We start from the raw sequence: 25,015 nt of genomic DNA, 5'->3' as shown, positions 1-25,015 counted from the left end.
CAGCACCGCCCGTGTGGCTGCCCCTCACCCCAACCCTCTCCCCGTGAAGAACGGGGAGAGGGAGCGCATCACGATCGCGGCACGAACTGTGGTTGAACTAATTAGAGCCGCTCGCTCTTCTGTGTACTCATCTCGGTGATGGCATGCTGCAGCAGACGGCGCCATTTCGATGGCAGCCTTGTATAGAGCCGGTGCACCGTCTCTCCGGTCTTGAGCGGCACGTGCCAATACGGGCCGCCATTGCCAGCCGGCGATGGCCCCATGTCGATCCAGGCGCGCGCCCAGTCGAGATCGGCCCACTGCTCCCCGGTCATCCTCCAACCGTCGCGGAGCCAATCCTTGTGAGTCGCTCCGGCGAGCCATTCGGGACGTGCTGCAGCATCAGTCACCACACGCTCTCCGATCATGGCGGCAATGCCGGTGTCGGCAGAACACGACTGCCAACGACCAACAGCTAGCTCGCCGCCGTCCCATTCCCCGCCGTCTCGTTCCGGAACGCCGCGGCGAACAGCGCCCGCGTGTAGTCGGTCTTCGGCGACTTGAACAACTCCGCGGCCGGGCCCTCCTCGACCACCTTGCCGTGACGCATGACGATGAGGTGGCTGGCCAATGCGGCGACGACGCGCAGGTCGTGGGAGATGAACATGTAGGTCAGCTCGCGCTTGCGCTGCAGCTCGCGCAGCAGCTCGACCATTTGCGACTGGAACAGCATGTCGAGCGCCGAGGTGGGCTCGTCCAGCACGACGAAGCTCGGCTCGAGCACGACGGCGCGGGCGACCGAGATGCGCTGGCGCTGGCCGCCGGAGAATTCGTGCGGGTAGCGAAAGCGCGTCGCCGGATCGAGGCCGACGTCGTTGAGCGCCTTGACGACCTTGGCCTCGCGCGCGTCCTCGGACAGATCAGGCTGATGCACCGTCAGGCCTTCGGCGATGATGTCGCCGACCGACATGCGCGGGCTGAGCGCGCCGAACGGATCCTGGAAGACGATCTGCATGTCGCGGCGGAACGGGCGAACGTCCTTGAAGGTCAGGCCCTGGATCTCCTTGCCGAGAAACACGATCGGGCCGTCGGAGGAAATCAGCCGCAGCATCGCCAGGCCCAAGGTGGTCTTGCCGGAGCCGGACTCGCCGACCACGCCGAGCGTCTCGCCCTTGCGTACGGCGACGCTGACGCCATCGACCGCCTTGATGTGACCGACGGTCGAGCGGAACAGGCCGCGCTTGATCGGAAACCAGACCTTCAAATCCTTGGCCTGCATCACCACGGGCGCATCGGGCCGCGGCGGCGCGGGGTCGGGCTTCGGCTCGGCCGCGAGCAGCGCCTTGGTGTAGGGATGCTGTGGCGCGGTGAACACCTGCTCGACCGGCCCCTGCTCGACGATCTTGCCGCCATTCATGACGCAGACGCGATCGGCGATGCGGCGGACGATGCCGAGATCGTGGGTGATGAACAGCAGGCTCATGCCGAGCCGCGCGCGGATGTCGGCGAGCAGCGCCAGGATCTGCGCCTGCACGGTGACGTCGAGCGCGGTGGTCGGCTCGTCTGCGATGAGGAGATCCGGCTCGTTGGCGAGCGCCATCGCGATCATCACGCGCTGGCGCTGGCCGCCGGAGAGCTGGTGCGGATAGCTGGCGAGCCGCGTCTCCGGCTCGGGGATGCCGACCTGGGTCAAGAGCTCGAGCACGCGCGTCCGTGCAGCGCTGCTGGAGATCGGACGATGCAGATGCAGGATCTCGCTGATCTGCCGCTCGATCGTGTGCAGCGGATTGAGCGAGGTCATCGGCTCCTGGAAGATGATCGAGATGTCGCTGCCGCGGATGCCGCGCATCTCGCCTTCGGACAGCGGCAAGAGATCGCGGCCCTTGAAGCGGATGCTGCCGGAGGGGTGCGAGGCGACCGGATAAGGCAAGAGCTTCAGCACCGACAGCGCACTGACGGACTTGCCGGAGCCGGACTCGCCGACCAGCGCGACGCATTCGCCGCGCTTGATGTCGAACGAGACGTGGTCGACGGCGGTCGTCGCGCGGCCGCCCTGGTGGAACGCCACCGAGAGATCGCTGACCGACAGGAGCGGCTGGGTCATCGCATCCATGGCGTTTACCTGAACGTCTTGCGCGGATCGAAGGCGTCGCGCACGGCCTCGCCGATGAAGATCAAGAGCGACAGCATGATCGCGACCGAGAAGAAGCCGGTGAGGCCGAGCCACGGCGCCTGCACGTTGGCCTTGGCCTGCGACAGCATCTCGCCGAGCGAGGGCGAGCCGGGCGGCAGGCCGAAGCCGAGGAAGTCGAGCGCAGTCAGCGTCATCACCGAACTGGAGACGATGAAGGGCAGGAAGGTCATGGTCGCGACCATCGCGTTCGGCAACAGATGCCGCCACATGATGACGACGTTGGAGACGCCGAGTGCGCGGGCCGCCTGGATGTACTCGAAATTGCGGCCGCGCAGGAACTCGGCGCGCACGAGGCCGACGAGCGAGACCCAGGAGAACAGCAGCATGATGCCGAGCAGGGTGAAGAAGCCGGGCACCAGCACCGCTGACAGGATCAGCAGCAGATAGAGATAGGGAATCGCGTTCCAGATCTCGATGAAGCGCTGGAACAGCAGATCGACCCAGCCGCCGAAATAGCCCTGCACGCCGCCAGCAGCGATGCCGATGATCGAGGAGAAGAACGTCAAGGACAGGCCGAACAGCACGGAGATGCGGAAGCCGTAGATCAGCCGCGCGACGACGTCGCGGCCCTGGTCATCGGTGCCGAGCCAGTTGTATTCGAGGTCGCGGCAGCTCTTCAGCCCCTTCTTCTCGACCACCGGCTTGCACTGCTCTTCCGTCAGCATCCAGGTCGGCTTCGACGGCGCCGGCGTCGGCAGATCGAGATTATGAGTGGCGTAGGAGTAGCGGATCAGTGGCCAGATCACGGTACCACCCTTGTCCGCGATCAGCTTCTGCAAATAGGGGTCGCGATAGTCGGCCGCGGTCTCGAAGTCGCCGCCGAACGCGGTCTCCGGATAGGAGACGAAGGCAGGAAAGTAGAGATGGCCGTCGAACTTGATCAGGAACGGGCGATCGTTGGCGATCAGCTCGGCGAACAGCGAGACGAAGAACAGGAACAGGAAGATCCACAGCGACCAGTAGCCGCGGCGGTTGGCCTTGAAGTTCTGCCAGCGGCGCTGGTTGAGCGGTGACGGCCGGAAGCGATGCCGCGTCGGCGGCACGGCCTCGCCAAGCGGCGCCTGCGTGGTGGTCTCGACGGGGACGGTCTTGAGCATCGTTAGACCTCCCGCGCCTCGAAATCGATCCGCGGATCGATCCACATGTAGGTGAGGTCGGAGATCAGGTTCACCACGAGGCCCAGCAGCGAGAAGATGTAGAGGTTGCCGAACACGACCGGATAGTCGCGGTTGAGGATGCTCTCGAACGACAGCAGGCCCAGGCCGTCGAGCGAGAAGATGGTCTCGATCAGCAGCGAGCCGGAGAAGAACGCGTGGATGAAGGTGCCCGGGAAGCCCGCGATCACGATCAGCATCGCGTTGCGGAAGATGTGGCCATAGAGCACCTGGTTCTCGCTGCAACCCTTGGCGCGCGCGGTCATGACATATTGCTTGCGGATCTCGTCGAGGAACGAGTTCTTGGTGAGCAGGGTCATGGTGGCGAAGGCGCCGAGCGCCATCGACAGCAGCGGCAAGGTGAGATGCCAGAAATAGTCGATGATCTTCCAGTACCACGGGAAGTCCGACCAGCCGTCCGAGGTCAAGCCGCGCAACGGGAAGATGTTGAAGAACGAGCCGCCGGCGAACAGGATGATCAGCAGGATCGCGAACAGGAAGCCGGGAATCGCATAGCCGACGATGATGACGGCCGAGGTCCAGACGTCGAAGCGCGAGCCGTCTGCGACAGCCTTGCGGATACCGAGCGGGATCGAGATCAGATAGGTCAGCAGGGTCATCCACAGGCCGAGCGAGATCGAGACCGGCAGCTTCTCCTTGATCAGCTGCAGCACGGTCGTGTCGCGAAAATAGCTCTTGCCGAAATCGAAGCGCGCGAAGTTCCAGACCATCAGCGCGAAGCGCTCGGGCGCTGGCTTGTCGAAGCCAAACTGCTTCTCGAGCTGCTTGATGAAGGCGGGATCGAGGCCCTGCGCGCCGCGATATTTGGAGTTGATCTCACCACCGGAACCGACCTGCCCGGGCGGCCGCGCGCCGAAATCCGAGCCGCTGCCGCCGGAGATGCGCGAGGTGCCGCCGGTGTCGGCGCCGGTCAATTGCGCGATGACGCGCTCGACCGGACCGCCCGGCGCGAACTGCACCACGACGAAGGAGATGAACATGATCCCGAGCAGGGTCGGGAGCATCAGAAACATGCGACGAGCGATATAGGCAGCCATGAACTACTTCGCCTGCTCCAGCTTTGCGGCCTTGGCGGCATCGTACCACCAGATGTCGGGAGCGCCCACGCCGGATCCATATTTGGGCGGCTTCGGCGGGTGGCCGAACTGATCCCAATAGGCGATCGGGTGATTCTGCCGGTACCATTGCGGTATCCAGTAGTGGCCGGCGCGAAACACGCGATCGAGCGCGCGGCAGGCGAAGGTCAGCTCGGTACGCGTCTCCGCGGCGATCGCCTTGGCGACCAGCGCGTCGATCGCGGGATTGCTGATGCCGGCGAGATTGTAGGAACCCTTGGTCTTCGCGGCGTCCGAGGTGAAGTAGGGCCGCAGGCTGTCGCCGGGGGTCGGCGACATCGACAGCCGCTGCACCGTGATGTCGAAATCGAAATCCTCGACGCGCGCACGGTACTGCACGGCGTCGACGATCCGCAGATCGGCGTCGATGCCGAGCGTCTGCAAATTCTTGATCAGGGTGCCGTGGTGCGGCTTGAACGAGACCTCGTCGATCAGGAACTCGATGGTGAAGACCTCGCCATTCGGTAAGAGCCGCTTGCCGTCCTTGACCGGCAGCCCGGCCTGCTGCAGCAGCTGCGTGGCCTTGCGCAGCAGCGCGCGGTCCTGGCCGGATCCGTCGGAGGCCGGCGGCACGAACGGCTCGCCGAACACGTCGTCAGGCACCTGGCCGCGGAACGGCTCGAGCAGCTTCAACTCCTCCGGCGACGGCGGCCCCGCCGCGACCATGTCCGAGTTCTGGAACGGCGATACGGTGCGCGCATAGGCGCCGTACATGATGGTCTTGTTGGTCCACTCGAAGTCGAAGGCGTAGGTCAGCGCCTGGCGGACGCGGGCGTCCTTGAACTTGTCGCGGCGGGTGTTGATGAACCAGCCCTGCCCGCCCGACGGCGTCTCGTCCGGCAGCAGCTCGCGCTTGACGCGGCCGTCCTTGATCGCCGGGAAGTCGTAGCGGGTGGCCCAGATGCGCGAGGTGAACTCCTCGCGGAACAGATAGCTCTTGGCGGTGAAGCCCTCGAAGGCGACGTCGCGGTCGCGATAGAACTCGTAGCGCACGATGTCGAAATTGTAGAAGCCGCGGCTGACCGGCAGGTCGGCCGCCCACCAGTCCTTGACCCGCTCGAACTCGACGTAGCGGTTGACCTCGTATTTGCCGACCTTGTACGGCCCCGAGCCCAGCGGCACCTCGAGCGTCGATTCGTCGAACGGATGGTTGGTGTAGTAGGCCTTGGAGAAGATCGGCAGGCTGACGACATAGAGCGGCACGTCGCGCGCGCGCTTCTCGACGAAGCTCACCACCACGGTCGCATCGTCGAGCGCCTCGGCCTTCACGAAGTCGCGCAGTTGCACCACGACCAGCGGGTGGCCCTTCTCCTTCAGGGTGTTGAGCGACCAGGCCACGTCCTGCGCCGTGATCCGGCTGCCGTCATGGAAGCGCGCCTCGGGCCGCAAGGTGAAGCGATAGCTCAGCTTGTCCGGCGAGATCGCGACCGATTTCGCGACCAGCCCATACATCGCATCCGGCTCGTCGCCCGAGGCCACCATCAGCGAGGCGAACGTCATGCCCATGCCCTGCGCACCCTCGCCCTTAAGGATGTAGGCATTGAAGGAGTTGAACGTCTGATAGGACTGGTTGTAGGCCCGCACCGACGGGATCAGCGAAAACATCCCGCCCTTCGGCGCGTCTGGATTGACGTAGTCGAAATGGTGGAAGTCGGCCGGATATTTCAGGTCGCCGAACGCCGACATGCCGTGAGATTCGGGCCAACCTTCGGAGGCAAAGGCCGGCCTGAGCAGCGGCGCGCTCAGCGCGCCCAGGCCGAGCCCGAGAACGCCGCGGCGCGACAGATGGGAGAGCGGGTTCAAGTGCGCTTCACCTTGGCAGCCTTGTCGGCGTCGTACCACCACAGATTAGGCCAGCCCGACCGCGCATATTTCGGAAACGGCTCGAAATGGCTGAAGCGGTCCCAGCGCGCGCTGCGCGCGAACGAATAGGTGAACTGTGGCACGACATAGAAATTCCACAACAGGACGCGGTCGAGCGCACGCGTCGCCGCCTCCAGCGTTGCGCGATCCTTGGCGAAGATGATCTTCTCGATCAGCGCGTCGACAGCCGGATTCTTGATGCCGACGGAGTTCTTGGAGCCGGGCTCGTCGGCTGCCTTGGAGCCCCAGAAATCGCGCTGCTCGTTGCCCGGGGACAGCGACTGGCCCCAGAGGTCCGTGATTATGTCGTAGTCGAACGTCCGCATCCGGTTCTCGTACTGGACGTTGTCGACCTGGCGGACCGTCACCGTCACGCCGAGACGCTCCAGCGACGGCTTGTAGAACAGCGCCATGCGTTCGGACGGCGGATCCTGGACCAGCATTTCGACGGCAACCGGCTTGCCGGCGGAATCGACCAGCTTGCGGTCCTTGATCTCGAAACCGGCCTCCTTCAACAGCTTCGTGGCCTCGCGCAGATTGCCACGAACATTTTCGGCATTGCCGCCCACTGGGTTCTGGTAGACCGTGGTGAAGACTTCCGGCGGCACCTTGTCGCGCACGCTGTCCAGGATCTCCAGCTCTAGTCCCTGAGGCAGACCGGAGCAGGCGAGATCAGTGCCTTCGAAGTAGCTGTTGATCCGCTTGTACTGGCCGTAGAAGAGCTGCTTGTTCATCTCCTCGAAGTCGTAGGCGTAGTTGAACGCCCGCCGCAACCGCGGATCCTGGAACTGTGGACGCCGCAGGTTGAAGGCGAAGCCCTGCATGCGACCGGAATCGCTGATCGGGAATTCATCCTTGACCACACGCTTCTCGTTGATGGCCGGGAAGTCGTAGGCCGTCGCCCATTGCTTGGCCGAGTTCTCGTTGATCCAGTCGGCCTGGTCCGCCTTGAACGCCTCGAGTGCGACGATGTTGTCGCGAAAGTACTCGAACTGCAGTTCGTCGAAATTGTTCTGACCGATCTGAACCGGCAGATTGGCACCCCAATAATCCTTGACGCGCTCCATCTTGATCGAACGGCCGGGCACGAAGTCCTTGATGCGGTAGGGGCTCGAGCCGAGCGGCGGCTCAAGGGTCGTCGCGGTGACGTCGCGCTTGCGGCCCTGTGCGTCCGTGCCTTCCCACCAATGCTTGGGCAGCACCAGCAGTTCGCCAACGATGTGCGGAAGTTCACGATTGCCGGGACCGTCGAAGCTGAACTTGACCTCGAGATCGCCGGTCTTCTCGGCCTTCACGACATGGCGGTAATAGGACGAGTAGTGCGGGCTGTTCTTCTTCAGGACGTCCATCGAGAAGATGACGTCCTCGGGCGTCACCGGCTTGCCGTCATTCCAACGCGCTTCCTTGCGCAGCCGATAGATGACCCAGGAATAGTCGTCGGGGTAAGCCGCTGACTCGGCGAGCAGGCCATATTCGGTGGAGACCTCGTCCTGCGACCGCGTCATCAAGGTCTCGTAGACAAGCCCGGCGGCCGAGGCAATGTTGCCCTTCACATACATCACGACGATGTTGAAATTGTCGAAGGTCCCCAGCGAGATCATGCGGGCGGTACCGCCCTTCGGCGCGTCCGGGTTGACGTAGTCGAAGCGCTTGAAGTCGGCCGGGTACTTCACCTCTCCGAACAGCGACAGGCCGTGCCGCCAGACCAGTTGCTCGCCCGCCTGCGCCCGCGCGGCGTCGAGCGGAGCGAGGCTGGCGGCGGCGCCGAGCGCCGGGGTCATCGCAGCGAAGGCGCTGCTCTGCAGGAGCTGTCGTCGGGTAATCGTCAAATGAGACTTCCTCTGAATAAGACCGCTTGAAGCAGGTGGTCGGCGGCGGCCGCTGCTCCCAGATCCAACGCTTGATCGTAACCCAATTCGCTAGGGCAGGTTTCGCTGGCCAGCAGGGCTGTCCCGGCCCGCGAACCGTTCCATTCAGGGGACCAATATAAGGCAAGGTTTCGACCGATAACCTTGCTTTTTCCTCATGATACCGGGTTGTGAACGAGTCGGATGCGACCAAAGGTCCCAAATGGGGCGAAATTCGCTCCACACAGCAAAACGGCCGGGCTTGGGGCCCGGCCGTCCGAAAAATCAAAGCTGAACCGAGATCGCTTAAAGAAGGTCACTTGGCCGCGGTCGGCAGCGGCGCCGGGCTGTCGGCCAGCGAGTTCAGGTAGGCCAGCACGTCGGCGCGTTCCGAGTCCTTCTGGATGCCGGCGAAGCCCATCGCGGTGCCCGGGATGTAGCCCTTCGGATTGGCGATGAACTGGTTCAGCGCATCGATCGTCCAGGTGCCGCCCTTGGCCTTCATCGGAGCCGAGAAGTTGAAGCCGCGGCCTTCGCCGATCTTGTCGCCGACGATGCCGTAGAGATTGGGCCCGACCGCATTCTTGCCGCCCTTGTCGAAGGTGTGGCAGGCCGCGCACTTCTTGGCAGCGGCAGCGCCCTTCTCGACCGAGGCGGTCTGCAGCAGCTTCTCGATCGGCTCGGCGGCGGCCGGTGCAGCACCACCCTTGGCGGCGCCCTCGGCTTCCTTCACCGCGATCTCGAAACCCGGCTTCTCCGGCATCTTCGGCGCGAACAGCGCGCCGGCGGAAAAGCTCGTGACCAGCACGACGAGACAGGCGGCCAGGACGGCGCCGAGGATTTTGTTCAGTTCGAAGGAGTCCATTTTGGAATCAGGCTCCGAGGGCGGATGTCAGTGTGCTCTGGTCGCGGGGCCGCGGCCGTGAATCGCCTCAAGGATTTGTCCAAGGACTTGTTTCGTCCAAGGACTCGTGAAGGCATCGAGCGGAATCGAGCCGTCGCGCCTCCCCCTGCGGCAGAAGTGAGATATCGGTTTGCCCGTGCTCTGGCAACCCGTATAAGCGGGCGGTTTTTGCTGTCCCCATCAAGTCCGGCCCGCGCTGTTGCGACCGGCTCCGAGCACGCGTTACCGGATGACCAAGCCCAAGATCCTCGTGCTGATCCCCGCCCGCATGGCCTCCACCCGCCTGCCGGGCAAGCCGCTGCTCGACATCGCAGGCGTGCCGATGATCGTGCAGGTGCTGCGCCGTGCCCAGGAGGCGGCGATCGGCCGCGTGGCGGTGGCCACCGATACGCCGGAGATCGCGGACGCCGTCATCGCGGCGGGCGGCGAGGCGGTCATGACCAAGGCCGATCATCCCTCCGGATCCGACCGCATCTACGAGGCGATGTGCAAGCTCGACCCGGCCGGTGAGGCTGCGATCGTCGTCAATCTGCAGGGCGATTTCCCGACCATCGACCCGCAGAACATCAGCGACGTGCTGCCGCCGTTGCAGGACCCTGCCGTGGACATCGCGACCCTCGCCGCGCAGATCCACACCGAGGAGGAGAGCCTCAACCCGAACGTTGTCAAGGCGGTAGGCTCCCCGCTTGGCGGCCGCCGCATGCGCGCGCTGTATTTCACCCGGGCCACGGCGCCGCATGGCGACGGACCGCGGTACCATCACATCGGCCTCTACGCCTATCGCCGCGCCGCTCTGGAGCGCTTCGTCGGCCTGCCGCCATCGCCGCTGGAGCAGCAGGAGAGACTGGAGCAGCTCCGCGCGCTGGAGGCCGGCATGCGCATCGACGTGATGGTCGTCGATGCCGTCCCGCGCGGCGTCGACACGCCCACCGATCTCGAAACCGCACGCCGGCTGCTGTCCAAAGCCTGAGCTGCTGCTACAAGGCCCCTCATGAGCAAGATCTTGAAAATCGCATTCCAGGGCGAGCCGGGAGCCAATTCCCACATCGCCATCTCTGAAGCCTATCCGGCCGCCGAAGCCATGCCCTGCCCGACCTTCGAGGACGCGCTGGCCGCGATCTCCTCCGGCGAGGCCGATCTCGGCATGATCCCGATCGAGAACTCGGTCGCCGGCCGCGTCGCCGACATCCACCATCTGCTGCCGGGCTCCGGGCTCTACATCATCGGCGAATGGTTCCTGCCGATCCGCCACCAGCTGATGGCGCTGAAGGGCACCAAGATCGCCGACATCAAGACCGTCGAGAGCCACGTCCACGCGCTCGGCCAGTGCCGCCGCATCATCCGCCAGCTCGGCGTCCGGCCGATCGTCGCCGGCGACACCGCCGGCAGCGCCCGGGACGTGTCCCAGCGCGGCGACACGAGCGTGGCGGCGATCGCCTCGCGCCTCGCCGCCGAGATCTACGGCCTCGAGATTCTCGCCGAGGACATCGAGGACGAGGCCCACAACACCACCCGTTTCGTCGTGCTGGCGCGCGAGGCGCAGTGGGCCGAGCAGAACTCAGGCCCGCTGGTGACGAGCTTCGTGTTCCGCGTCCGCAACCTGCCGGCCGCGCTGTACAAGGCGATGGGCGGCTTCGCGACCAACGGGGTCAACATGACCAAGCTCGAGAGCTACATGGTCGACGGCAACTTTTTCGCCACCCAGTTCTATGCCGACGTCGACGGCCATCCGGAGGACAAGGGGCTTGCCTTCGCGCTCGAGGAGCTGAAGTTCTTCTCGCGCGAGCTGCGCATCGTCGGCGTCTACCCGGCGCATCCGTTCCGCGCGACGTTCAGCGAGCGCATGGAGTAGCCCTCCGGGATCACGCCGCCGCCTGGCGCGCCAAGCCGAAGGCGTCGGCGAGCAGGGTGTAGGAGCGCTTGCGAGCGTCGTGATCGAAGATTGCGGTGATTACCATCAGCTCGTCGGCCTGGCTCGCCTTGATCATCGGATCGAGCTTGGCGCGAACCGTGGCCGGAGAGCCGACGAACAGCCGCGAACGGTTGCGGGCGATCGAGGCGCGGTCGGCGTCCGTATACGGATAGGCCACCGCCTCCTCCGGGCTCGGCAGCGGCAGGAACTGGCCGCGGTCGCGGCGCAGACGATTGAGGTCCATCGACGAGGCCAGCCGCTCGGCTTCGGCATCGGTCTCCGCCATCACCACGGCCACCGCCAGGATCGCATGCGGCTGCGACCGCCAACGCGACGCGGTGAAATGCGCGCGATAGGTGAGCATCGCGTCGATCGCGTCGTGACTGGCGAAATGATGCGCGAAGCCAAAGCCCATGCCGAGCTGCGCCGAGAGCTCGCTGGAATAGTCGCTGGAGCCGAGCAGCCAGATCGGCGGCAGCGGCGCATCGTCGGGCATCGCGATGACGTTGTTGTAGGGATGGCCGGCGGGAAACTCGCGCGTCTCCCACAAGGTCAGCTCGTGCAGCCGCTCCAGGAAATCGTCACCCTCGCGGCGATCGAGCCGGCTCCTCAACGCATAGGCCGTGGTGCCGTCGGTGCCCGGCGCGCGCCCGAGACCGAGATCGATACGGCCCGGGAACAGCGCTTCCAGCATCTTGAAGCGTTCGGCGACCACCAGCGGCGCATGGTTGGGTAGCATCACGCCGCCGGAGCCGACGCGGATGTGCTGCGTGGCGGCTGCGATCTGCCCGATCATGATGTCCGGCGACGGGCTCGCCACCGAAGGCAGGCTATGATGCTCGGCGAGCCAGTAGCGGACATAGCCGAGCTGATCGACATGGCGGGCCAGGTCGATGCTGTTGCGCAGCGCCGCCGACGGAGGCGTCGCAGTGGTGGTGACCGAGAGGTCGAGAACGGAAATCGGGATCATGGCCTCAACCTAATGCCTGCAAGGCCGGCCACAATGGGCCATGCGGGGCGGTGACCTGCCGGAAACGCAGGGATCGGCTGATCCAACGATTGGGACGTACTGCTTGTATACAATCTGTAAAGCACCATGTCCCACTGCGAAATTTGATTAGACTCGTTCGTCGCGCGATATCGGGCACTGATATTGCTCAATTTTATCTGCCCACAAGAAATCGAGATCACCATCAGAAAATTCAATAAAACCACCGTAGGTGGGCAAAATCCCATGATTGGTGGGCTGTCGCTTGCGACGCACTTCCCCTATCTTGCCGCACTCTGAGGCTGATCCCCTCTTGAGTTGAAATTTACGTCCCATCGGGAACCTGCGCTGCCATGACCGACCTCGCCACCGCCATTGCCGACGGCTCCTCCGCGCTCATCCGGCCGAAGATCTCGTTCGAGTTCTTCCCGCCGAAGTCCGAGGAAATGGACCGGACGCTGTGGACCTCGATCGAGCGCCTTGCGCCGTTGGAGCCGAGCTTCGTCTCGGTGACTTACGGCGCCGGCGGCACGACACGCGAGCGCACCCACGCGACCATCGCGCGCATCCTGAAGGAGACCGCGCTGCTGCCGGCCGCGCATCTGACCTGCGTTGGCGCGTCCCGCGGCGAGATCGACGACGTCGTCGACCGCTATCACGAGGTCGGCGTCCGACACATCGTCGCCTTGCGCGGCGATCCGCCCGGTGGCATCGGCACGCCTTATCAGGCCCATGCCGAGGGCTATCAGAGCTCGCCCGACCTCGTCGCCGGCATCAAGAAGCGCCACCCCGACATCGAGGTTACGGTCTCGGCCTACCCGGAGAAGCACCCGGAGAGCCGCGACTTCGACGCCGACATCGACATGCTCAAGGCCAAGGTCGATGCCGGCGCCACCCGCGCCATCACCCAGGTGTTCTTCGACAACGACGTCTACTTCCGCTATCTCGACCGCGTCCGCGCCCGCGGCATCGACATTCCGATCGTGCCCGGAATCATGCCGATGCATAATTTCAAGCAGGCGCGCGGCTTCGTGACCCGCAATGGCACCTCGGTGCCGGATTGGCTGGCCGAGAAGTTCGACGGCCTTGATGACGATCCCGAGACCCGCAGGCTGGTCGCGGCGACCGTCGCCGCCGGGCAGGTGCACAAGCTCGCCAAGCATGGCGTCGACACCTTCCATTTCTACACCATGAACCGCGCCGACCTCGTGTTTGCGATCAGCCATCTGCTCGGCATCCGGCCGAAGTCCGTCAACAAGGTCGCCGCCTGATGTCCGCTCCTGTATCACAAGTGCGTACCGCCTTCCTCGCCGCCGCGCGCGAACGCATCCTGATTCTCGACGGCGCCATGGGCACGATGATCCAGGCGCTGCAGTTCGACGAGGCGGCCTTCCGCAGCGCGCGCTTCAAGGATTTCCACCGCGACCTCCGCGGCAACAATGATCTGCTGATCCTGACGCAGCCCGAGGCGATCGAGGACATCCACGCGCAGTATCTGCGCGCCGGCGCCGACATCGTCGCCACCAACACGTTCTCGGCGACCTCGATCGCGCAGGCCGATTACGACCTGTCCGACATCATCTACGAGCTCAACCGCGAGGGCGCACGGCTCGCGCGCAACGCGGCGATCCGCGTCGCGGCAGAGGACGGCAGGCCGCGCTTCGTCGCCGGCGCGATGGGGCCGACCAACCGCACCGCCTCGATCTCGCCCGATGTCTCCAATCCCGGCTATCGCGCCGTGACCTTCGACGATTTGCGCATCGCCTATGGCGAGCAGGCGCGCGGCCTGCTCGATGGCGGCGCCGACATCCTGCTGGTCGAGACCATCTTCGACACACTCAACGCCAAGGCGGCGCTGTATGCGATCGCCGAGCTGTGCGAGGAGCGCGGCATCGACGTGCCCGTGATGATCTCCGGCACGATCACCGACAAGTCGGGCCGGCTGCTGTCGGGGCAAATGCCGGAGGCATTCTGGAATTCGGTGCGGCACGCTCGCCCGCTGACCATCGGCTTCAACTGCGCGCTCGGCGCCGAGGATCTGCGCGCCCATGTCGCCGATATCGGCCGCGTCGCCGACACGCTGGTCTGCGCCTATCCGAATGCCGGCCTGCCTAACGAGTTCGGCCAGTATGACGAGACGCCGGCCTACATGGCGCGGCTGATCGGCGAGTTCGCAAGCGCCGGTCTCGTCAACATCGTCGGGGGCTGTTGCGGCACCACGCCGGACCATATCGCGGCGATCGCCGCCGCGGTCGCCCCGCACAAGCCGCGTGTGGTGCCCGAGATCGCGCCGCGGCTGCGGCTGTCGGGCCTGGAGCCGTTCGAGCTGACGCCCGCCATTCCCTTCGTCAATGTCGGCGAGCGCACCAACGTCACCGGCTCGGCCAAATTCCGCAAGCTGATCACCGCGGGTGACTACACCGCCGCGTTGCAGGTCGCGCGCGACCAGGTCGAGAACGGCGCCCAGGTCATCGACGTCAACATGGACGAGGGCCTGCTGGATTCGGAAGCCGCGATGCGGACCTTCCTCAACCTCGTCGCTGCCGAGCCGGACATCGCCCGCGTCCCGGTCATGGTCGACTCCTCGAAGTTCCACGTCATCGAGGCCGGCCTGAAATGCGTCCAGGGCAAGCCGGTGGTGAACTCGATTTCGCTGAAGGAAGGCGAGGAGAAATTCATCCATGAAGCGAAGATCGCGCGCCGACACGGCGCCGCGGTTGTCGTCATGGCGTTCGACGAGACCGGCCAGGCCGACACCTACCAGCGCAAGACCGAGATCTGCGCTCGCGCCTACAAGATTCTGGTCGAGCAGATCGGCTTTCCGCCGGAAGACATCATCTTCGATCCGAACATCTTCGCGATTGCCACCGGCCTCGAGGAGCACAACAACTACGGCGTCGACTTCATCGAGGCGACACGCTGGATCCGCCAGAACCTGCCGCACGCCCACATCTCCGGCGGCGTCTCCAATCTGTCGTTCTCGTTCCGCGGCAATGAGCCGGTGCGCGAAGCCATGCACTCGGTGTTCCTGTATCACGCCATCAAGGCGGGCATGGACATGGGTATCGTCAATGCCGGCCAGATGATCGTCTATGACGACATCGATCCCGAATTGCGCCAGGTCTGCGAGGACGTCGTCCTCAACCGCGACCCCGGCGCGTCCGAGCGGCTGCTGGCGCTGGCTGAGAAATTCCGTGGCCAGGGCAAGCAGACCAAGGAGGCCGATCTCGCCTGGCGCGAATGGCCGGTCGGCAAGCGCCTCAGCCACGCGCTGGTGCACGGCATCACCGAATTCATCGAGGCGGATACGGAGGAGGCACGCGCCGCATCGACGCGGCCGCTCGACGTCATCGAAGGCCCGCTGATGGCCGGCATGAACGTGGTCGGCGACCTCTTCGGCGACGGCAAGATGTTCCTGCCGCAGGTCGTGAAGTCGGCGCGCGTGATGAAGCAGGCGGTCGCCTATCTGATGCCGTTCATGGAGGCCGAGAAGGCCGCCAACAAGGGCCGTGCCAATGAGCGCTCCAACGCCGGCAAGATCGTGCTCGCCACGGTCAAGGGCGACGTCCACGACATCGGCAAGAACATCGTCGGCATCGTTCTCCAGTGCAACAATTTCGAGGTCATCGACCTCGGCGTCATGGTGCCCGCCGCCAAGATCATCGAGACGGCGAAGACGGAGAATGCCGACATCATCGGGCTCTCCGGCCTGATCACGCCCTCGCTCGACGAGATGGCGTATCTGGCCTCGGAGATGGAGCGCCAGGGCCTCAACGTGCCGCTCTTGATCGGCGGCGCGACGACGAGCCGCGTCCACACCGCCGTCAAGATCGATCCGAACTACCAGGGCGGCCCGGTCGTGCATGTCAACGACGCGAGCCGCGCCGTCGGCGTCGCCTCCTCGCTGCTGTCGGCGGAGCGCAAGGACGCTTACGCCGCCGAGGTCCGGACCGAGTACCAGAAGATCGCCGCCGCGCATCTGCGCGGTCAGGCCGACAAGAAGCGGCTCAAGCTTGCTGATGCCCGCGCCAACGCGCCGAAGATCGACTTCAGCAAGGCGAAGCCGGTGAAGCCGACCTTCCTCGGCACCAAGACCTTCGTCGACTACGACCTCGCCGAGCTCGTGCCCTATATCGACTGGACGCCGTTCTTCCAGACCTGGGAGCTGGCGGGGCGCTTCCCGGCGATCCTCGACGATTCCAAGGTCGGCGAGGCCGCGCGGGCGCTGTATGACGACGCGCTGAAGATGCTCGACCGTATCGTCTCCGAGAAGTGGTTCACCGCGCGGGCAACAATCGGCTTCTGGCCGGCCAATGCCAAGGGCGACGACATCGTGCTCTATGCCGATGACGGCCGCACAAGAGAGATTGCGACGCTGCACACGCTGCGCCAGCAGCTCGAGAAGCGCGAAGGCCGCTTCAACACCGCGCTGTCCGACTTCGTCGCGCCGCAAGGCTCGGGCGTGCCGGACTATGTCGGCGGCTTCGTTGTCACGACGGGGATCGGCGAGGATGCGGTCGCCGACCGCTTCAAGAACGCCAATGACGACTACTCCTCGATCCTGGTCAAGGCGCTGGCCGACCGCCTCGCCGAGGCCTTCGCCGAGCGCCTGCACGCCCGCGTGCGCCGCGAGTTCTGGGCCTATGCGCCGGACGAAGCGCTCTCCGCGGATGATCTGATCCTGGAGAAGTACCAGGGCATCCGCCCGGCCCCGGGCTATCCGGCGCAGCCCGATCACACCGAGAAGGCCACGCTGTTCGAGCTGCTCGATGCCGAGAAGAACGCCGGCGTCCGTCTCACCGAGAGTTTTGCGATGTGGCCGGGATCGTCCGTCTCGGGCCTCTACTTCGCCTCGCCCGAGAGCTTCTACTTCGGCGTCGGCAAGATCGAGCGCGACCAGGTCGAGGACTACGCCGCGCGCAAGGGCATGACGGTCGCCGAGGTCGAGCGCTGGCTGGCACCGATCCTGAACTACATCCCGGCGAGGGGTGGACAGCAGGCGGAGACGCCGCGCCAAGCCGCCTCGCCCGCTCCCGCCGCAGCCAACGACGCCACTCCCGCCGAGCTCGCCAGCCACCCGCCCGGCTGCGCCTGCGCGGTGCATCTCGCCTGGCGCAAGAAGGCCGTCGGCGCGAAGTAGCCGGGGCATTCACCGCACCCACAGCCGTCGTCCCGGCGAACGCCGGGACCCATACCGCGTGATGCATCTGTGGCGCGCGGTGGCTGATATCGAGCGCATCACTGCTCCCTGTGGTTATGGGTCCCGGCTCAAGGCCGGGACGACACCTTTTTTTGGGGCGCTGTCAGCGGCACGCAACCGCGATGTCGGAACCAGCAAGCCGCTTTGAGGATGAAACAACCTGGCAGACACGCCGCCGCGTCCTCGCGACGCACATCGCCCGAGTTGATCCGGCAAGTCCGCCCTCGAATTCAGCAGGAGGGCGCAGGCCGGGAGCTCGCCGCCCCCATCGCCCCCGTGCGAAAGAAAAGCACGGGGGCGGGAACCACAGGTTCGGCTCACTCAAACCTTGCGCCGCCCGAACTGCCTGGCCTCGGGACCGGGATCATCCAATCGCCACGCCACGCTCGCCGGGTCAGCCGGCTTGGCACGCGACTTGGCAGACGCCGCTTCGATGGAGCGCGAGATGAGCCGCACATGGGCCGCTACCCACCTGACGACCCGGGGGATGAGACTGGGATTCGTCACGCAGATGGCGATCACGACGAACAGCCAGCTGGCGATCGACACGGACCAGGACTGCTTGTGAGCAGGCGCAGCCGCCGGCTGATCGGGCGCGCCGTTCGTCGGCCGGCTGCTGAAGGTGCCGCTGAGGCCCGCAGGTTGGCTCACCACATTTGCATCCGACGCCTTCTCCGGCTTGGCCGGGCATTTCCCATCCGGATAGGACGAGCCGATGCAGAACGGGCCGGACTGCGTGATGCGCGCCATTTCGACCAGGCTGGCCGGACTGTACAGGTTGACCAGCGTGGACAGGTTGCCGTCCTTCGGCCAATAAAAATACAGCGCGCCAAAATTGCCCAGGACCAGCATGACGAACACGACGGGCGCCACGCCGATGATGTTGCGACGCTCATCGAGCTTGCGCTCTTCCCAGGCGACGCAGGCGTCGTGCCAGGCGCGAAACGTCTCGCGGTCGAACAGATACAGCATCAGGACGTTGGTCTCGGGCCGCGCCGGCTTCTCCAACGGCCGGCCCGACGCGTCGAGCGGATAGAGCGACATGGCCGATCGCGGCCGGCGTCCGAATTGGGGCGCCGACGGCACGCGGCTGTCGCGACGCTGCCGTGCCGGGTTCATCAGTTCGCGACCGAGCGCGGCAATGGCGTCCAGCCGCTCCGCGACGCTGGGATGGCTGCCACCGGCATGATCGGCCGGCCCATCGAACAGCAGGCCCTCGACGCGCGCGCTGCCGTGGAACATGCCGCGGCCGCCGATCTTGCTGATCGCGCTGATCAGCGCTTCCGGATAATGCGTGATCCTGATCGCCTCGCCATCGGCGACATGGTCCCGTCCGAGCTTCACGCTGCGCCGCGCCACGCGCGCGAGCCGCATCGAGACCGCGGTCGCGACGCTGCTGGCGAGCAGCAATGGCAGCATCGGCGGCATCAGCACGGCGACCAGGATCTGGCGCCAGTGCTCGAACCGCAGCGGATTGTTCATCTGCAGGATGACGGCCGTCCGCATCAGCGCATGATTGGCGGCGAGCAGCCTCGTGTCGCCATGCCGGATATGCGAGGCCTCGTGGGCGAGCACCGCGGCGAGTTCGTCATCATCGAGCTGATCGAGCAGGCCGCGGGTCACGGCGATCAGGCCCGCCTTCGGCCCCTCGCCCACGGTGACGGCGTTGGGCTCGCTTGCATCAATCACGCCGAAGCGCGGCAGACGGACGCCGAGGGCGGTGCATTGCTCCTCGGCGATGGCGACGAAGCGCGGCTCGTCCTGACGCGACACCAGCCGCACGCCCAGCGCCTTGGTCACGGCCTTGGCATGGCCGCGATACATCCACCAGAACATGATCCCGGTGGCTAGGGCGATCGGCAGCGCATAGCGGACGGCATAGCCGACCGGGTTCGACAGGATGGTGTGCTCGTGGTCGGCGACGAGCAGATAGATCGTCAACGCAAAGGTGCCGATCACCTCGAACGACACGACATGGGCCAGCACCAGCAAGGCCGTACAGCGCCTGTTGTACGCGGCATGCGTGACGTAGCCGTGAACGGCCATGGGTGCGCTCCCGGGAAGTTACAGGCTGATCTTGACCGGGCCGGCGAATTCGGAGCGGCGTTCGCCGAGCGTGAACTTCTCGCGCGCGGTGCTCCCGCAAAGCCAGGCGATCACGTTGCTGGGGAACGCACGGCGGACCGAGTTCAGCTCCTCCACCGACAGATTGTAAAATTTGCGTGCCGCCGTGATGCGCTCCTCGACCCGGATCAGATCGCCGCGCAGCGTGCTGTAATGCGCGGCGCTGGCGAGCGCCGGATAGCTTTCGCTGACCGAGAACAGGTTCTGCAGGACGGTGGCGATCTGCGTGTCGGCCTGGATCGCCGAGCCGCCGCCCCCGCTGAGCGCCTCCAGCGCATCGACGCGGGCCTCCAGCACGTCACGGATCACCTCGTGCTCCCTCGTCGCGAAGGCGCGGACCACCTCGACCAGATTTCCGATCAGCGCGTGCCGCTCGATCAGGAGCGCATCGACGTCGCCGAACGCCGCGTCCGCCCGCTCATCGAGCTGGCCCAGCAACGCGTGCTGCGCGCGGATCTTCAGCAAGAACCAGAGCACGGCGCCGGCGAGCAGCCAGGCCCACCAAAAGTCCAGCGCGACATTGGCGGCGCGGGTCATGCGCCCGGAGAAATCGATGGCTTGGAGAAAGTTCTCGACTGAAAATGACGACATGCGGGGGGCCCCAAATGCGGTTTTCGACAACCTCTACATTCGGCCCTCTAAGATTCTGCACCGCGGATGGCTCAAGTTGTAACGAATGGCCGAGCGTGTCTAAGATTGCAGGCCCCGGGGCATCTCGCCGGCGCAGGAAAGCCAATCAGCGCGACGTAACCTGTGCGCTCACGCCACCCAGCGCCGTCGTCCCGGCGAACGCCGGGACCCATACCGCGTGATCTGTCCGTCGTCCGGGGTGGCTGATGTCGAGCGCAACAACCACTCCCTGCGGTTATGGGTCCCGGCGTTCGCCGGGGCGACACCGCGTTTGACGAACGGCTGACGGCTCCCACGTCAGCCCGCGCTGCCTCCGCACCCACAGCCGTCGTCCCCGCGAACGCGTGCGTTCGCAGGGACGACACCGGTTGTGAGGCACCCTCGTCAGCTCGCTCGTGGATCTTAGTCTAGCCGCCGCCCCTCCCCCGTGTCTTCAGCGCCACGACCATCCCGAATGACAAACCGCCACAGTCGCCGTCATGCGATCCGGCGTGGACATCACCCCCGTAACCGGCTGAAATAGACCCGGGGCGACGGGTGGTTTTTGGTTCATGTCGTTGCAGTTCAGGCTGGCCTCGCGAAACCTGTTTCATGACAGGTTGCGCTTCATCGCGACCGTCATCGGCATCATCTTCTCGATCGTGCTGGTGACCGTGCAGATGGGGCTCTATGTCGGCTTCCGCCGCATGGTCACGACCATGATCGACCACTCGCCGGCGCAACTGTGGATCATGCCGGTCGGGACCAAATGCTTCGAGGACCCGTCGCTGCTCGACGAGCGGCAGCGGTTCCGGGCGCTGGCGGTTCCCGGTGTCGCCGAGGCCACGCCGCTAGTGATCGGCTATGCGCAATGGCGGCTGCCGCAGGGCACGACGACGCCGGTGTTCGTGGTCGGCTCGGAGCTGCGCGGGCTCGGCCTGCATCCGTGGAACGTGGTGCAGGGCGGGCTCGACGACCTCTCGGTGCCCGGCGCGGTCGCGATCGACCAGACCTATTTCGAGCGGCTCGGCGTCTCAGGCGTGGAGCAGACCGCGGAGCTGCGCGACCGCAAGGTGCAGGTGATGGCGGTGAGCAAGGGCATCCGCTCGTTCACGACGACACCTTACGTGTTCACCGATGTCGAGCGCGCGCGCAGCTATACCGGAACGACGCCGAGCAAGGCCTCGTATCTGCTGGTGCGGCTCGCCCCAGATGCCGACCAGTGGAAAGTGCAGCAGGCGCTTCGCGACAGCCTCGGCAATGTCGAGGTGCTGACGGCAGCCGAGTTCCGCAACCGCAGCCGCTCGTTCTGGCTGTTCGGCACCGGCGCGGGCGCGGCGCTGTTCGCCGGCGCACTGCTAGGGGTGATCGTCGGCACCGTGATCGTGGCGCAGACGCTGTATTCCAGCACGAAGGACCATCTCAATGAGTTCGCGACCCTGCGCGCGATCGGCTCGTCGAGCCGCTACATCTACACGGTCATCATCTGGCAGGCGCTGCTCAGCGCCGTCGTCGGCTTCGCCGGCGCTGCCGGCATCGGCAAGATCGTGGCGGCGGCGACGGAGGAGTCGGCGCTGCCCGTCATCATGACGCCGGCGCTCACGGTGGCGCTGTTCGCCCTGACGGTCACGATGTGCGTCGGCTCGGCAATCGCGGCGATCGTCAAGGTGATGCGCATCGATCCGGCCATGGTGTTCTCGCGATGAGCGACATCGTGCTCGAGGCCACCGATGTCGTCCATCACCTCGGCCAGGGCGCCGGCCGGGTGCAGGCGCTGAAGGGCGTGAGCCTATCGTTGAAGGGCGGCGAGCTGGTGCTGCTGATGGGTCCGTCCGGCAGCGGCAAGACCACGCTACTGTCGATCCTCGGCTGCCTGATGACGCCGGATGCCGGCACGGTGAAGGTCGGCGGTCACGCCGTCGCCGGGCTTGATGCGGAGGCGCTGGCAAAGCTCCGGCGCGAGCGCATCGGCTTCATCTTCCAGTCTTATCATCTTTTTCCGACGCTCAACGCTGAGGACAATGTGCGGCTGGCGCTCGATGTCCGCGGCGAGCGCGCCCGCGCGGCGAAGCTGGCCTCGCGCGAGGTGCTGGCGACCGTCGGCCTCGGCCACAAGCGCAAATCGTTGCCGCGCGAGCTCTCCGGCGGCGAGCAGCAGCGCGTCGCGATCGCGCGCGCCATCGTAGGCCAAACCCAGGTGATCCTCGCCGATGAGCCGACCGGCGCACTCGACACCGCCAACGGCCAGGCGATCATGACTTTGCTCGCCGACATTGCGAAGGATCCGTCGCGCGCGGTGCTGGTGGTGACGCACGATCCGCGCATCCTCCCCTATGCCAATCGCGTCGTTCACATCGAAGACGGACGCATCGTCCGCGAGGAGAGCGGCGGCGACTCCATGAAGAAAGTTTCGAACGCATGACGAGACCGCGGATCGCAACCCATGCCTACGCGCTGATGCTGGCGGCGTCGGCCGCTCTTGCGGTGGCGCCCGCGTGCGTGACGCCGGCGGCGCGCGCCGCCAACGCCCAGGAGGAGCGCTGGCTCGCGGTGGCGCCCGGCCGTGTCGAGCCGGCGTCCGGCCTGATCAAGCTCGGCGCACCCGTGGTCGGTCCGATCCAGGAGGTGCTGGTCAAGCCCGGGGACACGGTGTTCGCCGGTCAAGCCCTGGTACGGCTCGTCGATGCCGAGGCCCGCGCACAGCTCGCCAGCGCCGAGGCGCAGGCAGCGATGCGCAAGCGCGTGCGCAACAAGGAATCGACGCCGTCGGGTGCCGGGCCGCGGCGCCGCGCCGAGGATGGCGTGGCCGATGCGCAGACGGCCGTGTTCGACGCGCGCGCCGCGCTAGACAAGGTGGTCGCCGAGCGGCGCGCCGGGCGCGACGGCGATGTCGACACTGCGCGCACGCAGCTGACCAATGCGCACGCCAAGCTGGAGCAGCAGACCGACGAGCTGCGCAAGGTCACCGCCGATGCGCCGCTGCCAATCAGCGTCGAAGGCCAGCTCAACGTCGCGCGCAGCGACCTGCAGGCGGCGCGCGCGACGCTCGAGAAGCTCACCATTCGCGCGCCGCTCGACGGCACCGTCCTGCAGGTGAATGCGCGCACCGGTGAAATCGCCTCGCCGCAAGGTTCGCAGCCGCTGGTGCTGCTCGGCGACATGTCGTCGCTGCGCGTGCGCGCCGAGCTCGACCAGCGCGATCTCGACAAGATCAAGCCGGGCCAGCAGGCCGTCGTCCGCTCCGACGCCTTCCGCGGCCGCGACGTCGCCGGCAAGGTCGCCGCCGTCGCCCCGCTGGTCGAAAGCAGCCGCGCCGCCGCGCTCAGCCAGCGCAACATGACGGATGTGGATGTGGTGGAGGTGCTGGTCGATCTCGCCGAGCCTGGCCCGTTCGCGGTCGGCATGAAGGTGGATGTGTATTTCAAGCCGTGACGGCTGATCCTTCGAGTGGCTGCGAGCTTAACGCAGCTTCTTTCGAGACCGGCTGAATTGAGCCCACCTGCTGCGGCTCGCTCGGTGCACCTCGCCCCGCCAGGGCGAAGCGAAGCTTCGCTAGGGCGGGGAGAAGTCCGATTGCATCGTCAGATGCAATCCGGGTGAGGGGGTACAGGTCTCACCGCGAACACTCCCCGCGCGTCTGCCCCTGCTGGCACTTCCCATGCGGCGGCCCCTCACCCCGACCCTCTCCCCGTGAAGAACGGGGAGAGGGAGCGCACCTTCCCCGTGCGGTTACAGAAGCGCACCCAAGGAGACTAATCCCCGCTCGGCGGGGCCAGCGGCTGCACGATCTCCTGGAACGGCGGCAGCACTTCGCAGCGCGCGGCGTGGGCGGCAAGCGCTGGATAGCGCGTCGCATCGAACAGATTCGGATGCGCCTCCGAGGTGAAGCGCAGCATGCAGGCGACGGCGATGTCGGCGTGGCCGATCTGCTCGCCGTACCAATACTCCGTCGAGACCGACGCGCGCTCGGCCTCCAGCATCGCCAGCACGCCGGCGATCTGCGTCTCGCAGCGCGCGACCCACAGCGCCAGACGGTCCTTGCGCAGCACGCGCTCGTAGATCAGGCTGACGGCCTTGTCGCCAAGGCCCGTGGCGAGCGCGATCGTGTGCAGCTGCTGACGGCGCAGCGCGCCGCTCGGCGAAAGCATCGCACGCTCCGGTCCCACGGCCTCGTCGAGATGATCGAGGATCGCAGCGGAATCGATCAGCGCCTCGCCATCGTCGAGCACCAGCACCGGCACCCGCAGCAGCGGATTATACGGCGCGATCTTGTCGGCATCGCCGAAGGTCGACCACGGCCTGTGCTCGAACGCGATGTCGTACAGCCGGAGCGCAATCGCGGTGCGGCGGACGAAGGGCGAGTCGTACTGGCCGATCAGGAACATAGTGCATCCTCTTGTGCGCACTATTGAAGCTGGAATTTCGATTTCTGTCAGCTAATATCGTGCAGTGGCGAGGTGAACCGATGCTGCGCCCTTCAACCTTGAGCTTCCTGTTTTTCTGGCCCCTCCTCTGCGCCAGCCCGATCGGCGTCATGGCTGATCCAGCCCCGCCGTCACTCGAAATCATCGGGATCTACTCTTTCAGCGCCGACAGGACCGAATACGACCGCTTCTTGGCCACGACTATCGAAGAAGTTCACAATCCGATAAATTTCAGCGAGAACCTCAAGAATTTCCTGCGAGATCAAGGGCGCGGTGATGAGATCAGGCCACTGAGCCAGGAGGACCGCGAGGAGTGGGACGAAATCTACCGCGCCCAACTGGACAAGGCGGCCCTGGTCGAAGTGATGGTCACCAACCCGGACGCCAAATTCAGCGTTGGCCACTTCATCCAGCCTGATCCATCGAAGCCCCCAGGACGATGGCAGGCGGCCTGGAACGAAACGTTCCTGACCGCGGACGGCGAGAGCCGGATCGAGCTCGCCGACACCGAAAAGGTCCCGGGCGGCAGCCGATATCGGGTCGTCTTCGTGATCCATGACTGGAAGCCGGGCACGCCGCTGCAATCGAGCTATGGCGATCTGAACCCGCCGCCTCTGCGACCTGTCCCGGAGCGGCTTTGGCGGCTGGCGCCGTATGAACTACCAGATTAGCGGCATCGCG

Annotated in this window: 19 protein-coding genes; 8 read left to right on the top strand and 11 right to left on the bottom strand. The window is 65.7% G+C overall.

Going from position 1 to position 25,015, the window contains the following annotated elements; all coding sequences use genetic code 11:
* Positions 1 to 101: 101 nt before the first annotated feature.
* The 7 genes from ACQR1I_RS02495 to ACQR1I_RS02465 form a co-directional block, all read right to left on the bottom strand.
* A complete protein-coding gene (locus ACQR1I_RS02495) occupies positions 102 to 314 on the bottom strand; it encodes a hypothetical protein (protein WP_434888698.1) in 213 nt (70 codons plus the stop codon).
* Positions 315 to 454: 140 nt separating this feature from the next.
* On the bottom strand, positions 455 to 2,092 hold the full coding sequence (locus ACQR1I_RS02490) for an ABC transporter ATP-binding protein (protein WP_434865593.1): 1,638 nt from the start codon (positions 2,090 to 2,092) through the stop codon (positions 455 to 457).
* A gap of 5 nt (positions 2,093 to 2,097) precedes the next feature.
* Complete coding sequence (locus tag ACQR1I_RS02485; protein ID WP_434865592.1) at positions 2,098 to 3,270, bottom strand: ABC transporter permease; 1,173 nt, start codon at positions 3,268 to 3,270, stop codon at positions 2,098 to 2,100.
* Between the two features lie 2 nt (positions 3,271 to 3,272).
* Positions 3,273 to 4,385: a microcin C ABC transporter permease YejB gene (locus tag ACQR1I_RS02480; protein WP_434865591.1), complete on the bottom strand. Its 1,113-nt coding sequence runs from the start codon at positions 4,383 to 4,385 to the stop codon at positions 3,273 to 3,275.
* A gap of 3 nt (positions 4,386 to 4,388) precedes the next feature.
* A complete protein-coding gene (locus ACQR1I_RS02475; protein ID WP_434865590.1) occupies positions 4,389 to 6,266 on the bottom strand; it encodes an extracellular solute-binding protein in 1,878 nt (625 codons plus the stop codon).
* A complete protein-coding gene (locus tag ACQR1I_RS02470) occupies positions 6,263 to 8,107 on the bottom strand; it encodes an extracellular solute-binding protein (protein WP_434865900.1) in 1,845 nt (614 codons plus the stop codon). The genes ACQR1I_RS02475 and ACQR1I_RS02470 overlap by 4 nt, the downstream gene beginning before the upstream one ends.
* Positions 8,108 to 8,489: 382 nt before the next feature.
* Positions 8,490 to 9,038 carry a c-type cytochrome gene (locus ACQR1I_RS02465; RefSeq protein ID WP_434865589.1) on the bottom strand — a complete coding sequence of 183 codons (549 nt, stop codon included), beginning with the start codon at positions 9,036 to 9,038 and terminating at the stop codon, positions 8,490 to 8,492.
* 268 nt (positions 9,039 to 9,306) lie between these two features.
* On the opposite strand from ACQR1I_RS02465, the gene ACQR1I_RS02460 reads away from it, so the two are divergent.
* Together ACQR1I_RS02460 and ACQR1I_RS02455 are read left to right on the top strand one after the other, a co-directional pair.
* On the top strand, positions 9,307 to 10,047 hold the full coding sequence (locus ACQR1I_RS02460) for a 3-deoxy-manno-octulosonate cytidylyltransferase (RefSeq protein ID WP_434865588.1): 741 nt from the start codon (positions 9,307 to 9,309) through the stop codon (positions 10,045 to 10,047).
* A gap of 21 nt (positions 10,048 to 10,068) precedes the next feature.
* The gene (locus ACQR1I_RS02455; protein ID WP_434865587.1) at positions 10,069 to 10,929 is read left to right on the top strand and encodes a prephenate dehydratase; all 861 of its coding nucleotides are present in this window, start codon (positions 10,069 to 10,071) and stop codon (positions 10,927 to 10,929) included.
* A 10-nt stretch (positions 10,930 to 10,939) separates the two neighbouring features.
* Here ACQR1I_RS02455 and ACQR1I_RS02450 read toward each other — a convergent pair whose 3' ends face one another.
* Positions 10,940 to 11,959 carry an LLM class flavin-dependent oxidoreductase gene (locus ACQR1I_RS02450; RefSeq protein ID WP_434865586.1) on the bottom strand — a complete coding sequence of 340 codons (1,020 nt, stop codon included), beginning with the start codon at positions 11,957 to 11,959 and terminating at the stop codon, positions 10,940 to 10,942.
* 371 nt (positions 11,960 to 12,330) lie between these two features.
* Between ACQR1I_RS02450 and metF the strand changes: the two genes are divergently transcribed.
* Both metF and metH read left to right on the top strand, forming a co-directional pair.
* On the top strand, positions 12,331 to 13,248 hold the full coding sequence (gene metF, locus ACQR1I_RS02445) for a methylenetetrahydrofolate reductase [NAD(P)H] (RefSeq protein ID WP_434865585.1): 918 nt from the start codon (positions 12,331 to 12,333) through the stop codon (positions 13,246 to 13,248).
* Entirely contained in the window at positions 13,248 to 17,117 is a 3,870-nt protein-coding gene (metH, locus tag ACQR1I_RS02440; protein ID WP_434865584.1) for a methionine synthase, read from the top strand. The genes metF and metH overlap by 1 nt, the downstream gene beginning before the upstream one ends.
* Before the next feature lie 381 nt (positions 17,118 to 17,498).
* On the opposite strand, the gene ACQR1I_RS02435 is transcribed toward metH, so the two are convergent.
* Positions 17,499 to 19,223 (bottom strand): M48 family metalloprotease, encoded by a 1,725-nt coding sequence (locus ACQR1I_RS02435; protein ID WP_434865583.1) that lies wholly within the window; start codon positions 19,221 to 19,223, stop codon positions 17,499 to 17,501.
* A gap of 18 nt (positions 19,224 to 19,241) precedes the next feature.
* Positions 19,242 to 19,892, bottom strand: coding sequence for a LemA family protein (locus ACQR1I_RS02430; protein ID WP_434865582.1), 651 nt, complete (start codon positions 19,890 to 19,892; stop codon positions 19,242 to 19,244).
* A 590-nt stretch (positions 19,893 to 20,482) separates the two neighbouring features.
* On the opposite strand from ACQR1I_RS02430, the gene ACQR1I_RS02425 reads away from it, so the two are divergent.
* From ACQR1I_RS02425 to ACQR1I_RS02415, 3 genes are read left to right on the top strand one after another with little or no spacing between them, the layout of a single operon-like run.
* Complete coding sequence (locus ACQR1I_RS02425) at positions 20,483 to 21,616, top strand: ABC transporter permease (RefSeq protein ID WP_434865581.1); 1,134 nt, start codon at positions 20,483 to 20,485, stop codon at positions 21,614 to 21,616.
* Positions 21,613 to 22,332, top strand: a complete 720-nt coding sequence (locus ACQR1I_RS02420; RefSeq protein ID WP_434865580.1) for an ABC transporter ATP-binding protein — start codon at positions 21,613 to 21,615, stop codon at positions 22,330 to 22,332. Before ACQR1I_RS02425 ends, ACQR1I_RS02420 begins: the two co-directional genes overlap by 4 nt.
* Complete coding sequence (locus ACQR1I_RS02415) at positions 22,329 to 23,342, top strand: HlyD family secretion protein (RefSeq protein WP_434865579.1); 1,014 nt, start codon at positions 22,329 to 22,331, stop codon at positions 23,340 to 23,342. Before ACQR1I_RS02420 ends, ACQR1I_RS02415 begins: the two co-directional genes overlap by 4 nt.
* Positions 23,343 to 23,662: 320 nt before the next feature.
* Here the strand turns inward: ACQR1I_RS02415 and ACQR1I_RS02410 are convergent, their stop codons facing one another.
* Entirely contained in the window at positions 23,663 to 24,295 is a 633-nt protein-coding gene (locus tag ACQR1I_RS02410; RefSeq protein ID WP_434865578.1) for a glutathione S-transferase family protein, read from the bottom strand.
* Positions 24,296 to 24,375: 80 nt separating this feature from the next.
* Between ACQR1I_RS02410 and ACQR1I_RS02405 the strand changes: the two genes are divergently transcribed.
* Positions 24,376 to 25,005, top strand: coding sequence for a hypothetical protein (locus tag ACQR1I_RS02405; RefSeq protein WP_434865577.1), 630 nt, complete (start codon positions 24,376 to 24,378; stop codon positions 25,003 to 25,005).
* The last annotated feature ends 10 nt before the right edge of the window (positions 25,006 to 25,015 follow it).

The organism is Bradyrhizobium sp. HKCCYLS2038 (assembly GCF_051167655.1).
Taxonomy (GTDB): domain Bacteria; phylum Pseudomonadota; class Alphaproteobacteria; order Rhizobiales; family Xanthobacteraceae; genus Bradyrhizobium.
This window is presented reverse-complemented; position numbering and strand designations above follow the sequence as displayed.

Excerpts from the sequence above, each read along its gene's own strand:
- ACQR1I_RS02405 (WP_434865577.1), top strand. The coding sequence starts at position 24,376 with ATGCTGCGCCCTTCAACCTTGAGCTTCCTGTTTTTCTGGCCCCTCCTC.
- ACQR1I_RS02495 (WP_434888698.1), bottom strand. The coding sequence starts at position 314 with ATGACCGGGGAGCAGTGGGCCGATCTCGACTGGGCGCGCGCCTGGATC.
- ACQR1I_RS02455 (WP_434865587.1), top strand. The coding sequence starts at position 10,069 with ATGAGCAAGATCTTGAAAATCGCATTCCAGGGCGAGCCGGGAGCCAAT.
- ACQR1I_RS02435 (WP_434865583.1), bottom strand. The coding sequence starts at position 19,223 with ATGGCCGTTCACGGCTACGTCACGCATGCCGCGTACAACAGGCGCTGT.
- ACQR1I_RS02410 (WP_434865578.1), bottom strand. The coding sequence starts at position 24,295 with ATGTTCCTGATCGGCCAGTACGACTCGCCCTTCGTCCGCCGCACCGCG.
- ACQR1I_RS02490 (WP_434865593.1), bottom strand. The coding sequence starts at position 2,092 with ATGGATGCGATGACCCAGCCGCTCCTGTCGGTCAGCGATCTCTCGGTG.
- ACQR1I_RS02425 (WP_434865581.1), top strand. The coding sequence starts at position 20,483 with ATGTCGTTGCAGTTCAGGCTGGCCTCGCGAAACCTGTTTCATGACAGG.
- metH (WP_434865584.1), top strand. The coding sequence starts at position 13,248 with ATGTCCGCTCCTGTATCACAAGTGCGTACCGCCTTCCTCGCCGCCGCG.
- ACQR1I_RS02450 (WP_434865586.1), bottom strand. The coding sequence starts at position 11,959 with ATGATCCCGATTTCCGTTCTCGACCTCTCGGTCACCACCACTGCGACG.
- ACQR1I_RS02470 (WP_434865900.1), bottom strand. The coding sequence starts at position 8,107 with ATGACCCCGGCGCTCGGCGCCGCCGCCAGCCTCGCTCCGCTCGACGCC.
- ACQR1I_RS02430 (WP_434865582.1), bottom strand. The coding sequence starts at position 19,892 with ATGTCGTCATTTTCAGTCGAGAACTTTCTCCAAGCCATCGATTTCTCC.
- metF (WP_434865585.1), top strand. The coding sequence starts at position 12,331 with ATGACCGACCTCGCCACCGCCATTGCCGACGGCTCCTCCGCGCTCATC.
- ACQR1I_RS02485 (WP_434865592.1), bottom strand. The coding sequence starts at position 3,270 with ATGCTCAAGACCGTCCCCGTCGAGACCACCACGCAGGCGCCGCTTGGC.
- ACQR1I_RS02480 (WP_434865591.1), bottom strand. The coding sequence starts at position 4,385 with ATGGCTGCCTATATCGCTCGTCGCATGTTTCTGATGCTCCCGACCCTG.
- ACQR1I_RS02460 (WP_434865588.1), top strand. The coding sequence starts at position 9,307 with ATGACCAAGCCCAAGATCCTCGTGCTGATCCCCGCCCGCATGGCCTCC.
- ACQR1I_RS02465 (WP_434865589.1), bottom strand. The coding sequence starts at position 9,038 with ATGGACTCCTTCGAACTGAACAAAATCCTCGGCGCCGTCCTGGCCGCC.
- ACQR1I_RS02415 (WP_434865579.1), top strand. The coding sequence starts at position 22,329 with ATGACGAGACCGCGGATCGCAACCCATGCCTACGCGCTGATGCTGGCG.
- ACQR1I_RS02420 (WP_434865580.1), top strand. The coding sequence starts at position 21,613 with ATGAGCGACATCGTGCTCGAGGCCACCGATGTCGTCCATCACCTCGGC.